Below are 14,770 nucleotides of genomic sequence, written 5' to 3'. Positions count from 1 at the left end.
CCTTAACCAATTTACGGTACTGTTTTAATGGATGGTTAAAGATTTGTTAAGAAGCAGGAGTCAGGAGGGGCGAACGGCCGTTCACCCGTACAGGAGTCAGGAGTTCAGGAGAAAGAAGAAATAAAATTACCCAATTCCCAATTCCCAATTCCCATATGCCTAACGGCAGGCTACCGCCAACACCAATCACCAATCACCAGTTTTCAGTTCCCAGTTCCCATTGACTCGACACCCCACCAGGAGCAAAACCAGCATGATTCCCATTAATTCCGTTACCTCGGATGAATACCGTCCTGACAAGCCAGAAGAAGCTTGCGGTGTTTTTGGCATCTACGCCCCAGAACAAGACGTTGCTAAATTGACCTACTTTGGATTGTATGCCCTTCAGCATCGGGGTCAAGAATCTGCTGGTATTGCTACCTTTGAGGGTCAGGTAGTACACCAACACAAAGATATGGGTTTGGTATCTCAAGTCTTTAATGAAAACATTTTAGATGAGTTACCCGGTAATCTAGCTGTAGGTCACACACGTTATTCAACCACGGGTTCTAGTCGCAAAGTTAACGCCCAACCCGCTGTGGTAGAGACTCGCTTAGGTTCAGTAGCATTAGCACATAATGGTAACTTAGTCAATACAGTAGAACTGCGAGAAGAATTAGTCAAGAGTAATGTTAACTTAGTCACCACAACCGACTCAGAAATGATTGCTTATGCGATCGCACAAGAAGTCAACGCCGGTGCAGATTGGTTAGAAGGTTCTATCCGCGCCTTTAAACGTTGTGAAGGTGCATTTAGCCTAGTTATTGGCACACCTACAGGTGTGATGGGTGTGCGTGATCCTCATGGGATTCGTCCCTTAGTCATAGGCACTTTAGATAGTGATCCTGTGCGTTACGTACTCGCTTCCGAAACTTGCGGGTTAGATATTATTGGTGCAGAATACCTGCGAGATGTCGAACCAGGAGAGTTAGTTTGGATCACCGAAGCCGGTTTAGCGTCCTTCCATTGGAGTCAACAGCCAGAACGCAAACTCTGTATCTTTGAAATGATCTATTTTGCCCGTCCTGATAGCCTCATGCACAACGAAACTTTATATAGTTATCGGATGCGATTAGGACGGAGAATAGCCAAAGAATCCCCTGTAAATGCCGATATAGTTTTTGGAGTTCCTGATTCTGGTATACCTGCTGCAATTGGCTTTTCCCAAGCTTCGGGTATTCCCTACGGTGAAGGACTAATTAAAAATCGCTACGTTGGACGCACCTTTATTCAGCCGACACAAGCCATGCGTGAATTAGGTTTGCGGATGAAACTCAACCCTCTCAAAGATGTGTTAGCTGATAAAAGAGTGATCATTGTCGATGATTCCATTGTGCGGGGTACTACCAGCCGTAAACTCGTCAAAACCCTGCGTGAAGCCGGTGCGGTGGAAGTACACATGAGAATTTCTTCACCTCCTGTAACTCATCCTTGTTTCTATGGGATTGATACCGATACTCAGGATCAATTAATTGCTGCGACTAAATCAGTGGCAGAAATTGCGAAACAATTAGAAGTTGATAGCCTTGCTTATCTGAGTTGGGAAGGAATGTTGGAAGAAACCAAAGAAGATACTAATAATTTCTGTTCTGCTTGTTTTACTGGTGATTATCCGGTGGCTATTCCAGAACAGGTGAAACGTTCTAAATTGATGTTGGAAAAAATCGGCGTTTAGTTGTTCTTCAAAACTCAGTAAATCACAAAAGCAGGAGGCAGGGGGCAGGAGGCAGGGGGCAGGAGGCAGGAGGCAGGGGGTAGTAGATCATTATTTCACCCCATCCCCCCATCCTCACAAGGGTAGGTATTTTACATTGTCGTGAGGGCAAGACTTGGGGGACAAGGAAGGACAGTGGACAAGGGAGGAAACACGTACAAAATCATATTCTCTTAGTAACAAAAAGACCATTGTGCGGAGAAAATCTTCCTTGTCTACTTTCCCTCCTTGTCTTCCTAGTCCTGCCTTAACAGATAATATTAAAAACCTACCCTTGTCAGATCCCCCCATCACCCCATCTCCGCGTCCCCGCGTCTCTTCGTTAAATTTAATTACTAGCCTATGCGATTAATTTTATACAGTAAACCCGGTTGTCATTTGTGCGAAGGCTTGCAAGAAAAGCTTGAAAAAATCCAAAATCCTAGTTTCGAGTTGGAAATTCGGGATATTACAACTCGTGAAGATTGGTTCGGTAAATATCAGTATGAAATACCTGTACTGTATGTAATTCAAGATGAAGCAGAGGTTGAACATCCTGTACCCCGTCCTTCTCCTCGTGCTAGTGTCAAGCAATTGGAACAAATCCTGTGTAAATATATGTCCAATTCAGAAAAAAATAATGCAGAATAGGCGCAAGTAAAGCTTGTGGCGAGGTGCAGCAAATGAACTTAAGGGAATTACTAGCGACAGTAGAAGGTCTGGAAAATCCTAGTTTAGTCGATGTGGAAGTTAAGGGCATTAAAACTAACTCTCATGCTTGTGGTGTGGGAGATTTGTTTATTGGGATGCCAGGAACTAGAGTAGATGGTGGGGAGTTTTGGTCGAGTGCTTTGGCTTCTGGTGCGGTTGCAGCGGTTGTTTCTCCCCAAGCGGTGGCAAAAAATCCGCCTACACCAGATTCTGTGGTGATTAGCGCCAATAATATGAATCAAGCTTGCGCTCAAATTGCGGCAGCTTTTTACGGTTATCCTGGACAAAAACTGAAATTGGTGGGTGTAACTGGTACAAATGGCAAGACTACTACTACTCACTTGATTGAATATTTTATTACGAAAGCTAGTTTACCTACGGCTTTGCTGGGAACTCTCTACACTCGTTGGCCGGGTTTTGAACAAACTGCTGTTCACACTACTCCTTTTGCGGTGGAATTACAACAACAATTAGCCGCAGCGGTGAATGCTGGTTGTGAGTTTGGGGTAATGGAAGTCAGTTCCCACGCTTTAGCACAGGGTAGGGTTTTGGGTTGTGCTTTTGAGGTGGGGGTTTTTAGCAATCTCACCCAAGACCATCTTGACTATCACACAGATATGGAGGATTATTTTGCAGCGAAGGCGTTGTTATTTAGTCCTGATTATCTCCAAGGAAGGGCAGTTATTAACGCTGATGATGCCTATGGTAAGCGTTTAATTGCAGGATTGAAACGAGAACGAGTTTGGAGTTACAGTGTTAACGACAATAACGCTGATTTTTGGATGAGTGATTTAAGTTATCAGCCAAATGGTGTCAATGGAATTTTACATACACCAAAGGGTGATGTGGCTTTTGCTTCGCCTTTAGTTGGTCAGTATAATTTAGAAAATCTTTTGGCTGCTGTTGGTGCGGTTTTACATTTGGGGTTAGATTTGCAATTGGTAGCCAATGCGATTCCTGATTTTCCTGGTGTTCCTGGACGTATGGAACGGGTACAAATTAATGATGAGCAAGATGTGAGTGTGATTGTAGATTATGCTCATACTCCTGATAGTTTGGAAAATTTGCTGAAAGCGGCTCGTCCGTTTATTCCTGGTAAAATGATTTGTGTGTTTGGTTGTGGGGGCGATCGCGATCGCACTAAACGTCCTAAAATGGGAAAAATAGCTGCCCAATTAGCTGATGTGGCTGTGGTGACTTCAGATAATCCCCGGACTGAAGACCCAGAAAAAATTCTCCAAGATGTGCTGGCTGGTATTCCTGATTCTGTTCAACCGATGGTAATATGCGATCGCTCTACAGCAATTCATACCGCTATCTTACAAGCTCAACCCGGTGATGGGGTGTTGTTGGCTGGGAAAGGTCACGAAGATTATCAAATTCTCGGTACTGAAAAAATCCATTTTGACGACCGCGAACAAGCACGAGACGCTTTACAGCAAAGAATCAAGAATCAATCATAAAACCTGTGAAAGATGAGAACTGCCCATAAATCAGTTAAATTAACTATGGAGCAGTTGCTGATTTTGAAGAAGACACGGGGACACGGGGACACAGAGACGCGGGGATACCCCATGTCTAAAGCTATCGGTACTCGATACTCAGTACTCGGTACTCGGTACTCCTGAAAATTAGTTATGGGGTTACTTAGTACTCGGTACTCGGTACTCGGTACTCCTGAAAAAGTCTGCTTCATTTGAGCCAACACAGAGGCAAATATGCCAAGAACACAGAAAAACGATAACTTTGTTGACAAATCCTTTACCGTCATGGCAGATTTGATCCTCAAACTGCTACCAGCTAACAGAAAAGCTAAAGAAGCATTTGTCTATTACCGAGATGGAATGTCAGCCCAGGCAGAAGGCGAATATGCTGAAGCACTGGATTACTATGAAGAAGCTCTCTCTCTAGAGGAAGACTCCAATGATCAGAGTTATATTCTCTACAATATGGGGCTGATTTACGCTAGTAATGGCGACCACAACAAAGCTTTAGAATACTATCACCAGGCTGTTGAGTTAAATCCTCGTCTACCCCAAGCTTTGAATAACATCGCCGTGATTTATCATTTTCAAGGCGAAAAGGCTAAAGAAGAGGGTGATAACGACGCTGGAGAAGCACTTTTTGACCAAGCCGCAGATTATTGGATTAGAGCAATTCGCATGGCTCCCAATAATTACATTGAAGCTCAAAACTGGTTAAAAACCACTGGGCGATCGCAAATTGACGTATTCTTTTAACCACATTAGTCATTGGTCTTCAGTAATTTACTAATGACTAATGACTAATCACTAATTACTAATCACTAATTACTAAACTATGATTGATCGTCAACAAGTTCGCAAAGTCGCTAATCTCGCTCGTTTAGAATTGACACCTGACGAAGAAGAGAAATTCACCACCCAATTGGGCAGTATTTTGGAGTACGTCGAACAACTAAGTGAACTTGATGTCACAGATGTACTGCCAACAACCAGAGCTATTGATGTCAGCAATGTGACAAGAGAAGATAAGTTACAGCCCTATCCTGATAGAGAAGCCATCCTCAGCAGCGCACCTCAACAGGAAGGCGATTTTTTCAAAGTCCCTAAAATTCTGAATGCTGAGTAAATCGCTTACCAAAGAAGGGGAAGAGGAAAGAAATATAGCAGGAGTCAGGAGACGCTACGCAGACCTCCGGTTCAGGAGTAAAACCCTTTTGTAGTGGGAGTTTCATTATCAATTGATGTCCTAACCACCCTGTCCACGGCTATAACTAAAAATGTCCTTCTCTTTTCAATACTGTTCGGTTAAGAATTTTTGTAGGTTGGGTTGAACGATAGTGAAACCCAACAAATGCTTGTATACGTTCCATTGCTCCGCAACAAAGACAGCGAACAACCCAACCTACGTGATTTCATTTTTTTGAGCTTAACCGACAAGTATTGCTTCTCTTTTTCCTTTTTCCTTTGATTCCCCACTCCTCACCCAGTGGTGTCACACATTCACAAAATCAATCCTCTTCATTCGCGCTGTTATGCATTGTTTGCAAAAAAGGTGAAAGTTCTTTATTTAACCTACCTGCCCGGACAAACTCCGCATAGGTATCTGCTTCAATTGCCAGCAGTTCTCCTCGCAGTTCTGCGGTTGTAAATTCTTGTAAGTTTGGGTATTCATCAAGTAACTTGTCAATTTTTTCTTGCAAAAGAGTAATTTCTCCTAAAAGCAGCGTCTTCTGGTAGTGATAAAACTCTGGCTGAATTCCAGGACGCTTTTGTGTTGTTTCTAAATATTCCAGCGCCCGTTGGAGAGCAACTTGACGAGCAATTGCTTCCATGTATTCTTGACGTAACGGTTGCGAACCTAAAAGTTTTAGTTTTTCTAACAATGGTTGGGTGGTTAAGCCTTGTACTAACAGTGTAAATAAAACTACTCCAAATACTGTGGCAATAATTTCTTCTCTTTGCGGGAGTGTGGCTGGTACGCTCAAAGCCAGGGCAATGGAGACAGACCCACGCAGACCACCCCACGACAACACAGTTTGTTCAGATAAAGAAATTTCGGATTTGCCTAGCCAGTTGCTGAGACTGCTTAAGCTATAAATAGATACTGCCCTGGCCACAATAATGACGGCAATTGTGACTGCAATAATTTTTAAATTATCTCCTAAAACAGCAAAGTGAATTTGATCGCCAATTAAGAGAAAAACAATCGAATTGACAAAAAAAGCTAGAAATTCCCAAAATTCAGTGACAATGATCCGTGTGCGCGGATTCATGCCAATGCGCGAGCCAAAGTTGCCTAAAATCAAAGCTGTGGTGACTACTCCAATCACTCCAGAACCACCTAAATGTTCTGTAATTAAGTAAGTGCTGTAGGCAGAAACAAGGGTGAGAGATTGTTCTACTAGTGGCAAGTCGAAACGTTGTGTTAGGTAGGAAATGCCAAACCCAATTAGTCCGCCAACGCCGATACCAATACCTACTACCTGAAAAAATTCCCATAACGCAGACTGGAAGTCCAATGTGGCAGTACCTAACGGCAGAGCAACTAGTAAACCAAAAGCCACAACGGCCATACCATCATTAAATAAACTTTCCCCTTCCATCAGCGTTGTTAGACGCTTGCTTGCGCCTAGTTCCCGAAACAGAGCCGTTACCGAAACTGGATCAGTTGCTGATAGACTAGCTCCAATTAATAGAGCAACACTCAGTTCAAGTCCAGCAAATTGATGAAGGCCGAGTGCCACTCCGGCAATAGAAATTACCACCCCAAGCACTGCATACAGACAAATAGGTAGCAAATCTCGCTTTAAGTCTGACCACTTCAAATTCCAAGCAGCTTCAAACAGTAATGGTGGGAGGAAAATCACCAGAATTAATTCAGGAGAGAGATTCACCAATCGCACATTTACGAATGCTAACCCTAATCCCACAATCACCAGTAAGAGTGTGTAAGGGATGCGGCGAAACCAACTAAAAATTTGCGGTAGTGTTGCTACACTCAAAGACACAGAGAGTACTAGTAGAAATTGCTTGAGTTGTTCTGTAATTAGGACTTCACCTGTTGCAGACTCCAATGCCATAAGAGTATTTCACTTAAATAGAAGATTTACTATCAATGAAAATAGAGAAACTATCAAACCGCCAACATTTTACCCGGAGTAAAATGACAACCACAGCCACCAGCTGCTGTTAGAGCTTTTCTCTATATCTTTTACCCAGCCAGAACAACTAGAAGTTACACGCTGTTATAACTGAATTCAACAGGTTTAGCGGCAAGTAGTTTAGTTTTCGTCGTTAGCTTTTGGAGAATCTACCTTGCCATTATCATCTTTTTGTGTCTGCATTTGAGCAAGCAGCCGAAGTGAATCGCTGATACAGCGGGGTTTTGGTACTTGGCCTCTGCCTGCCGGCCAACCTTCACGCTGACGAAAGCGGTTTCCATCTGTCTGTTCTGTTTGGTCGTGAAACAAAATTTGCTGTGTGGGAAAGGGTAAATCGATGCCGTTTTCGACTAGGGTTTTCTTTATTGTAGATAGCACCTTGTCCCGTGAGACGAGATCATCTGCACGTCGTGGCGGGTTGATCCACCAACGAACGCGGATGTTAACAGTACTTTCGGCTAGTTCCATGAGCAGCACATCAGGAGCAGGGTCTTTCAGTATTTCTGGCACACTATGCAATGCTTCAAGCATTAACTCCTTAGCTAGGTCTATGTTATCGCCGTAACCAATACCGACATCATACTGTAGTCGGCGACTTTCAAAGGCAGTGTTCACAGTCACTGAATTAGTGAACAATTCTGAGTTAGGAATCACAATGCGACGACCGTCGTAAGTTTTAATTGTTGTCGCTCGTGTCTCAATATTTTCTACAGTTCCCTCAAAGCCTTTAAAAACTATTTGGTCATTGATTCGGAATGGCTCTGTCAAGAGGATGAGAATACCAGCCAAGAAGTTTTGCAGGATGTCACGAAAAGCAAAGCCGATGGCCACGCCGCTAATCCCCAGTAATTGTACCAAATCCCCGGCTCGAAATGTCGGTATGACAATCGACAAAGCCACAAATAGTCCTACTAACAGTGTTGTACCTTGCGCCAAGCGTCCCAGTACTATTCCTAGATTCCGAGCCTGGTGGCGATCGCGTGTTAATCGTTTAACTAGTCTCTTAATTGCTCTAGCAATAAGGAAAAAGATGGCAAAGACAATCAATGCCAGCACGATATTCGGCAGTAGGACAATGAATCCGTTAATCATTCCCTGGATTCTGTCCCAAAGTGCGGATATATCTGCATTCATGATATTTACTTAATGATCAGCAATGCTGATGATAAGCAAAAGTCCTGTTATTTAATTCCATCTATAGTTACTTTTTACTCTCTATTAATAGTATGAAAATAATTATTAATTGATAATAGTGCCGACTCTCGCGCTACGCCCACGTAATTTCAATTTTTAATTTGTTCCTTGTCCATTAGAGTTTTGCCACTAGAATCTGATATTTCTCGCCTGATTTCTTTCACCTCACTTACTTCAAAAATTAGTGTGAATGCTTGACCCATTTCTTTTTCGAGAAACGCTTCTAAAAGACTTACTTGCTTTGATGTTACAGGTGACTGGGCGCGAACACTCAGGCGAACTTGGGGCGGATTATTCAGCCAATTAGTATCAGTTTTCAGTAGTTCTAAGCGTTGAAAAGTTATGGTTCGGTTTAGTAGAGCCTTTTGCAGATTGTTTTCAAGTTGTGCTTGTCTAACTAGTTGGGTAAAGCCCACCGTTAAAGGTATCAGTAAAATACCCGTCAATGCCAATGCCCATAGGAGTGCTTTTCGGGCGCGATGCAAAGGAGAATAGCCAGTCAATAAGAATGTCAGCATACAAGCAAGGCTAATACCCAAAAGGTTGGTTAGGTAGAGCAATGTTGCTCCTAAACTCAGCGACCAGTCAGATTTTGCTAGACCTAAGCCAATGACGCAGATTGGCGGCATCAACGCCACAGCTATTGCTGTTCCTGCCAGACTAGCAGAGATTTTTGTATTTACCTTGGCGTAACCACTGATACCACCTGCGGCAACAGCAATACCCAAATCGAGTAGGTTAGGTTTGGAGCGAGATAACACTTCACTACCAAAACTAGGTAAATTAACTAGGGCAGCTATACTGTAAGAAATTAAAAGTGCTAATAATGTGCCTAATAATACTGCTATTACGCCTTGACGAAATAGGTTGATATTTCCGATCAATGCACCGAAGGCTAAACCTCGAATTGGTAACATCAGGGGTGCAATAATCATCGCTCCAATAATTACAGCAGTGCTGTTGGTGAGTAACCCAAATGTAGCGATCGCACATGAACCAATAATCAACACCAAATATGTTGCGTCGGCAGTAGACTCTTCCAACAACTCATAGACCAACTGTTTTAGTTGTGATGGTTCAACCTTTTTACGCTTGAACTCACTAAAACGATTCCGAATATTGTTTATCAAAGCCCGCTCCCCAAATCAAATAATTCAATTCTAAATTAAGGATTTTAAACAAAAGGTTTAGCAAAAATATCTATCTCCAGATAAAATAATTCGTAATAGTGCCTACGGCAGGCTACCGCCAACGTAATAGTGCTTACAGCAGGCTACGCCAACGTAATAGTGCCGACCGTTTCGTTAGGAATATATAATTAAGTTTTGTAACAAAGATTTAGACCCCTGATAGAAGCTCTTTACTTAAACCCTGTGAAGCAGAATTTACGTACTTTGTTTTTTTGCACCGAATCTACTCAAAAAAAAGCTCAACAAAAAACCCGCTCACGCAGGTTTACACACAACACAACTATGAACTTTGAAAACTTAATCCTAGCGATAAGAAGCCATCTCTGCTTCCAACTGTCGAACTAGCTTTTCGTCAGACTTAGCTCTAGCTACTTCCAAGCGATGTTCTAGACTTTTTTGAATGTTCTGTCTGTGTGCTTCTTCCGCTTTTTGAACTGCTTCTAGTCTATTGCTACTCATAGCCATAACTCCTTTATGTTTATTTTTATGTCATGCAGTTATAACATAACATATATTTTGTAGCTGTTGTTACAGAAAATTATATTAAAATATATATTAATAGTCAAGCCTTGTTTCATCAGCAAATGAGCCAATCAAAAATCCTGACTTTATTGAGCGATTTCGGCAATAACGATGTGTATGTTGGGGTAATGAAGGGTGTTATTGCTCAAATTAATCCAGATTTGAAGTTAGTAGACTTGACGCACCAAATTCCTCCCCAAAACGTCGCCGCAGCAAGGTTTTGCTTGATGAATGCTTATCCCTATTTCCTCGTTGATACAGTACATTTAGCAGTGGTAGATCCGGGGGTGGGTAGTCAAAGGAGAGCGATCGCACTAAAATTAGCTCAAGGTTTTCTTGTTGGCCCCGATAACGGCATTTTTAGTGGCATAACCAGCAAAAATCAGGTTATTACAGCAGTAGAGCTTACAAATCTTAACTATTGGCGCACATCCCAACCCAGCAGCACCTTTCATGGTAGAGATATCTTTGCACCAGTAGCAGCGCATCTAGCAAGTGGTGTATCTTTGCAAGAATTAGGAAAGGAAATCAATCCTGCAACCTTGGTAAAATTAGATATTGGCGAATGCTACGAGACAACTACAGGTGTAGCAGGCTGTATTCAATATATAGACCACTTTGGTAACTTAGTCAGCAACATTCCCGAAAGTTATGTACAAGGGAAAACCTGGAGGGTAAATGTAGCAGATTTAACAATACCAGGATGTGAAACCTACAGTGATGTACAAGTTGGGGAAGCCTTAGCTTTAGTTGGTAGTCACGGTTGGGTAGAAATTGCGATCAATAGCGGTAATGCACATATGCAATTGCAGATTAACTGGCAAGATACCCTACACGTCTTGTTTTTGCAATCTTGCTAATTTATACTATGAATGTTAGAGGATATTGATACAGTACAATTTAAACCCCTAATGAAATACAAATTATCAACAACCTTTATTTTCGCATCTTTGATGGCAGTAGCTACTACCGCAACCATCTCTCAACCCAGTTATGCTGGAGGCACTACATTCTATTGTGACAGAAGTGGCGGTGAATATTTCACCTTTGCCCGGACAGAAGATGGGAGAAGATACAGAGTGATGAAATGGACATCTACAGACTTTCCCGCACCTCATAATCCCAAAAATCGGTGTTACGAAGTATCATCAAGATTTCAGAGAAATTATGATAATGGTACACTGAGAAAAATATCCTCTGGCATAGTTAACAAGCTACCTGTAATTTGCTCTGGAAGTGATTCTAATACAGTCTGCAACAACAGTAATTTATTATTTACCCTCAAAAAAGGTGCAAATAGGAAAGCCATAGCTAATAGACTATTTAATCAGAATGCTTTAGCCGCTGGTAATATTGAGACTCAAAATGGTGATCCTGAAGATATTATGTTTGATTTTGATATTTATTTGAATAATTTAGCAGGTGAGCAAAAATAAATATCTGATTACCAATAATGTAGAGACGAGAATCCCTACCCATGGAACGTCTCTACATACCATCATCAAATTAATCATTTGTATTAGTGGTTTATCTATCATGCTTCCAGCGTCAACCGCTAACCTGTGTGTTTATGCTGAAAATGCGAGTATTGATCAACCCATAACTGAACTTTTCCAAACCCAGTTAAAACAGCAAGCAGCAGCTATTACTGTAAAAGTGCTATCAACGCAGTTTTTAGGTTCAGGAATTTTGCTGAACAAAAAAGGTAATATTTATACTGTTTTAACCAATGCTCATGTTTTAGAAGCAGACGAACCACCTTATAAAATAGTAACTCCAGATGGGAAAGTTTATAAAGCCAAAGTATCGAAAAAAGCGAACTTGGCAAAATATGATTTAGCAATCTTGGAATTTTCTACTAGCAAAGGGTATTCGGTAGCAACTATTGGTAAACAACCGAAAACAGGGGATGAAGTATTTGTTGCGGGTTTCCCAGCTAACGAAGAAAGCGCAGTTCCAAAACTAGTATTAACGACTGGGAAAATAGCTTTGGTGTTAGAAAAAGCCTTAGAAAGAGGATATCAAATAGGATATACAAACCAACTAGAAAAAGGCATGAGTGGGGGAGCATTATTAAATAAACAAGGTGAGTTAGTCGGTGTCAATGGAATGCACGCTTATCCAATTTGGGATACTCCCTCAACATATATTGATGGTACACCAACAACAGAAACATTACATCAACAAATCATCCGTTTAAGTTGGGCTGTACCCATAGAAAAACTAAACATTAAAAATTCTCGTTCCCAGTCTGAGACTGGGAATGTAAACTTGAGTCTCTGACTCACCATAATGTAAAATGATATTGATGATTTTATTTGTCAGAGTCAGGATATCCAGGACACCCTTCAGGAAGTCAAAAGTCAAAAGTCAGAATTTATTTCTCAGAATCAGGACATCCAGGATTTGAGAATTTACAGGATGTAATTGTTGAATTTATGGTTTGACTTTGGGTCTTTATTTCTCAGAATCAGGATATTCAGGATTTGAGGATTTTTAGGAATTTTTTTATCTAAATGTTATTAAAAACCCCTTGACATTTTTCTAGTTTAGGTTATCATTAAATTATGGTGGGAATCTGTGTCGGCATATAGAGTCAGATTTAAAACTCACACAGTCATAAACAACTATCAATATCAAAAATCCGGGTTTAAAGATAGTCACATTCTTTTTTTCCTCCTTTTAAAGAATAATAAATTAAGTCAAAAATCTGTAACCTAAAATCCTGAACATCCTGAAATCCTGGACATCCTGATTCTGACAAAAAACACCCAAAGGAAAACCATAAATCTAACAATCACATCCTGTTCGCGTAGCGTGGCGTATGACTCCTACGTCGTCACGCAAGCTAAAGCCATAAATCCTTTAATCCTGGACATCATCTCGACTTGTCTTCGACACACTTCGTGAACGCTCGATAACCACCTGATTCTGATAAAATAAAAATAATAATATGCACTATAAATATACTCTTCCCACCTTATTTATCCTCACCTCCCTCACCCTGACTCAACCAGCTACAGGACAGGGTTTATCATGCAGTAAAGAAATAGATGTAATAGCCGAAAAAATCACCGTTTTAATTGATAATGGTAAATACAATGGTTCGGGAACTTTAATCAAAAAAGATGGCAATACTTATACTGTTCTCACTGCTTTTCATAATTTCCGAGATCAGAATTTAAGATATACCATTTTCACCCCAGATGGACAACGTTATCCCATTAATGTGCAGAATATCAAGCCTCTGGGAACTGCGGTAGATTTAACGATGGTGCAGTTTAGCAGTAATAGAAGTTATCAAGTTGCTAAGTTTGGTAATTCTGATGTGGTGCAACGTCGGGATAATGTTTATGTGGGTGGTTTTCGTCCCCAAACTGGTAGTATTCCTATTCCGCTTTATGACTGTTTTAATGGGGAAGTTTCCGCTAATGCTAAACAGGTGACTGTGGATGGTGGTTATAACTTGGTTTATACTAACCAGACTCTCAGGGGTATGAGTGGGGGACCAGTGTTAAACCAGCAAGGAGAGTTGATAGGTATTCATGGCCGGGGTGATGAGTTTGAAAATAGGAATTTAAATAGATATGCTGGTATTCCTATTAATACTTTTATCAGGCTTTCAACCGGTGTAACTGCTAAACCTAGAGGTGGGGGTGCTGATGATGATTTGGATTTGGTTTTAGGTTCTGCTGATGATTATTTTGCGTTAGGTTTGGATAAGCAAAAAAAAGGGGATAAGCAAGGAGCTATAGTTGCTTATAATGAAGCCATCAAAATTAATCCTAACTATGCCGAAGCCTACTACAACCGAGGAAATGCCCGTTCTGACTTAGGAGATAAGCAAGGTGCAATAGCAGATTACAACCAAGCTATTAACATTAATCCTAATGATGCCCAAGCCTACTACAACCGGGGAGTTGTCCGTTCTGCTTTAGGAGATAATCAAGGTGCAATAGCAGATTATAGCCAAGCTATTAACATTAATCCTAACGATGCTATAGCCCACTACAACCGGGGACTTGCCCGTGATGATTTAGGAGATAAGCAAGGTGCAATAGCAGATTTCAACCAAGCTATTAAAATTAATCCTAACTATGCCAAAGCCTACAGCAACCGGGGAGTTTTCCGTGATGATTTAGGAGATAAGCAAGGTGCAATAACAGATTACAACCAAGCTATTAAAATTAATCCTAACTATGCCGATGCCTACATCAACCGAGGAACTGTCCGTTCTGATTTAGGAGATAAGCAAGGTGCAATAGCAGATTTCAACCAAGCTATTAAACTTAATCCTAACTTTGCCTTAGCCTACTACAATAGGGGAACTGTCCGTCGTCAGTTAGGAGATAATCAAGGTGCAATAGCAGATTACAACCAAGCTATTAAAATTAATCCTAACTATGCCAATGCCTACTACAATAGGGGAAATGCCTATTCTCAATTAGGGAATACATTTCAAGCAATATCTGACTTTCAGCAATCAGCTAAATTGTCTCAACAACAAGGTAAGAATGAAGATTATCAAGATGCTTTGAATAGAATTAGACAATTACAACAATAGTATTTTTGTCTGAATCAGGATGTCCAGGATTTGAGGATTTACAGGATGTGATTGTTAAATTTCTAGTTTTCCTTTGCGTCTTTGCGTGAAACCTAATATTACATTCTGTCAGAATCAGGATTTACAGGATTTTAGGATTTACAGGATTTTACCCGGATTTCTCACTTTATTTATTAATCTTCAGGAGAATGAAAACAGAATTTGGATATCTT

The 14,770-nt window shown here is 41.0% G+C and carries 13 protein-coding genes; 9 read left to right on the top strand and 4 right to left on the bottom strand.

Translation table 11 applies throughout. The annotated features are described in order from the left end of the window. The first annotated feature begins 253 nt into the window (after positions 1-253). From purF to gatC, 5 genes are all read left to right on the top strand, one after another. The gene (gene purF, locus H6G59_RS20505; protein WP_190717739.1) at positions 254-1,714 is read left to right on the top strand and encodes an amidophosphoribosyltransferase; all 1,461 of its coding nucleotides are present in this window, start codon (positions 254-256) and stop codon (positions 1,712-1,714) included. Positions 1,715-2,095: 381 nt separating this feature from the next. Next, entirely contained in the window at positions 2,096-2,383 is a 288-nt protein-coding gene (locus H6G59_RS20500) for a glutaredoxin family protein (protein ID WP_190717737.1), read from the top strand. A gap of 32 nt (positions 2,384-2,415) precedes the next feature. After that, entirely contained in the window at positions 2,416-3,906 is a 1,491-nt protein-coding gene (locus tag H6G59_RS20495) for a UDP-N-acetylmuramoyl-L-alanyl-D-glutamate--2,6-diaminopimelate ligase (RefSeq protein ID WP_190717735.1), read from the top strand. Between the two features lie 255 nt (positions 3,907-4,161). Further along, the gene (locus H6G59_RS20490) at positions 4,162-4,683 is read left to right on the top strand and encodes a photosystem I assembly protein Ycf3 (RefSeq protein WP_190717733.1); all 522 of its coding nucleotides are present in this window, start codon (positions 4,162-4,164) and stop codon (positions 4,681-4,683) included. 79 nt (positions 4,684-4,762) lie between these two features. Continuing rightward, positions 4,763-5,053 carry an Asp-tRNA(Asn)/Glu-tRNA(Gln) amidotransferase subunit GatC gene (gene gatC / locus H6G59_RS20485; protein ID WP_190717731.1) on the top strand — a complete coding sequence of 97 codons (291 nt, stop codon included), beginning with the start codon at positions 4,763-4,765 and terminating at the stop codon, positions 5,051-5,053. A gap of 382 nt (positions 5,054-5,435) precedes the next feature. Here gatC and H6G59_RS20480 read toward each other — a convergent pair whose 3' ends face one another. From H6G59_RS20480 to pirA, 4 genes are all read right to left on the bottom strand, one after another. Continuing rightward, complete coding sequence (locus H6G59_RS20480; RefSeq protein ID WP_190717729.1) at positions 5,436-7,007, bottom strand: Na+/H+ antiporter; 1,572 nt, start codon at positions 7,005-7,007, stop codon at positions 5,436-5,438. A 201-nt stretch (positions 7,008-7,208) separates the two neighbouring features. After that, entirely contained in the window at positions 7,209-8,222 is a 1,014-nt protein-coding gene (locus H6G59_RS20475) for a mechanosensitive ion channel family protein (protein WP_190717727.1), read from the bottom strand. 149 nt (positions 8,223-8,371) lie between these two features. Continuing rightward, positions 8,372-9,412: a DUF389 domain-containing protein gene (locus H6G59_RS20470; protein WP_190717725.1), complete on the bottom strand. Its 1,041-nt coding sequence runs from the start codon at positions 9,410-9,412 to the stop codon at positions 8,372-8,374. A gap of 363 nt (positions 9,413-9,775) precedes the next feature. After that, positions 9,776-9,931 (bottom strand): arginine synthesis PII-interacting regulator PirA, encoded by a 156-nt coding sequence (gene pirA, locus H6G59_RS20465; RefSeq protein WP_177176225.1) that lies wholly within the window; start codon positions 9,929-9,931, stop codon positions 9,776-9,778. 125 nt (positions 9,932-10,056) lie between these two features. Here pirA and H6G59_RS20460 point away from each other — a divergent pair, with 125 nt between their 5' ends. The 4 genes from H6G59_RS20460 to H6G59_RS20445 all read left to right on the top strand — a co-directional run bounded on the left by H6G59_RS20460 (position 10,057) and on the right by H6G59_RS20445 (position 14,558). Next, positions 10,057-10,854 carry an SAM hydrolase/SAM-dependent halogenase family protein gene (locus H6G59_RS20460; protein WP_190717723.1) on the top strand — a complete coding sequence of 266 codons (798 nt, stop codon included), beginning with the start codon at positions 10,057-10,059 and terminating at the stop codon, positions 10,852-10,854. Between the two features lie 51 nt (positions 10,855-10,905). Beyond that, positions 10,906-11,430, top strand: coding sequence for a COP23 domain-containing protein (locus tag H6G59_RS20455; protein WP_158624040.1), 525 nt, complete (start codon positions 10,906-10,908; stop codon positions 11,428-11,430). Between the two features lie 100 nt (positions 11,431-11,530). After that, positions 11,531-12,277 (top strand): S1 family peptidase, encoded by a 747-nt coding sequence (locus tag H6G59_RS20450; protein WP_190717721.1) that lies wholly within the window; start codon positions 11,531-11,533, stop codon positions 12,275-12,277. Between the two features lie 670 nt (positions 12,278-12,947). Next, on the top strand, positions 12,948-14,558 hold the full coding sequence (locus tag H6G59_RS20445) for a tetratricopeptide repeat-containing S1 family peptidase (protein ID WP_190717718.1): 1,611 nt from the start codon (positions 12,948-12,950) through the stop codon (positions 14,556-14,558). Positions 14,559-14,770 lie beyond the last annotated feature (212 nt).

Origin of the sequence: Anabaena lutea FACHB-196 (genome assembly GCF_014698305.1) — a bacterium.
GTDB lineage: Bacteria > Cyanobacteriota > Cyanobacteriia > Cyanobacteriales > Nostocaceae > Anabaena > Anabaena lutea.
The sequence above is the reverse complement of the archived record's forward strand: the minus strand, read 5'-3'. Positions and strand labels throughout refer to the sequence as shown.

What these genes read in the sequence shown, in the direction of transcription:
- purF (WP_190717739.1), top strand. Translation starts at nt 254, where the DNA reads ATGATTCCCATTAATTCCGTTACCTCGGATGAATACCGTCCTGACAAG.
- H6G59_RS20500 (WP_190717737.1), top strand. Translation starts at nt 2,096, where the DNA reads ATGCGATTAATTTTATACAGTAAACCCGGTTGTCATTTGTGCGAAGGC.
- H6G59_RS20495 (WP_190717735.1), top strand. Translation starts at nt 2,416, where the DNA reads ATGAACTTAAGGGAATTACTAGCGACAGTAGAAGGTCTGGAAAATCCT.
- H6G59_RS20490 (WP_190717733.1), top strand. Translation starts at nt 4,162, where the DNA reads ATGCCAAGAACACAGAAAAACGATAACTTTGTTGACAAATCCTTTACC.
- gatC (WP_190717731.1), top strand. Translation starts at nt 4,763, where the DNA reads ATGATTGATCGTCAACAAGTTCGCAAAGTCGCTAATCTCGCTCGTTTA.
- H6G59_RS20480 (WP_190717729.1), bottom strand. Translation starts at nt 7,007, where the DNA reads ATGGCATTGGAGTCTGCAACAGGTGAAGTCCTAATTACAGAACAACTC.
- H6G59_RS20475 (WP_190717727.1), bottom strand. Translation starts at nt 8,222, where the DNA reads ATGAATGCAGATATATCCGCACTTTGGGACAGAATCCAGGGAATGATT.
- pirA (WP_177176225.1), bottom strand. Translation starts at nt 9,931, where the DNA reads ATGAGTAGCAATAGACTAGAAGCAGTTCAAAAAGCGGAAGAAGCACAC.
- H6G59_RS20460 (WP_190717723.1), top strand. Translation starts at nt 10,057, where the DNA reads ATGAGCCAATCAAAAATCCTGACTTTATTGAGCGATTTCGGCAATAAC.
- H6G59_RS20455 (WP_158624040.1), top strand. Translation starts at nt 10,906, where the DNA reads ATGAAATACAAATTATCAACAACCTTTATTTTCGCATCTTTGATGGCA.
- H6G59_RS20450 (WP_190717721.1), top strand. Translation starts at nt 11,531, where the DNA reads ATGCTTCCAGCGTCAACCGCTAACCTGTGTGTTTATGCTGAAAATGCG.
- H6G59_RS20445 (WP_190717718.1), top strand. Translation starts at nt 12,948, where the DNA reads ATGCACTATAAATATACTCTTCCCACCTTATTTATCCTCACCTCCCTC.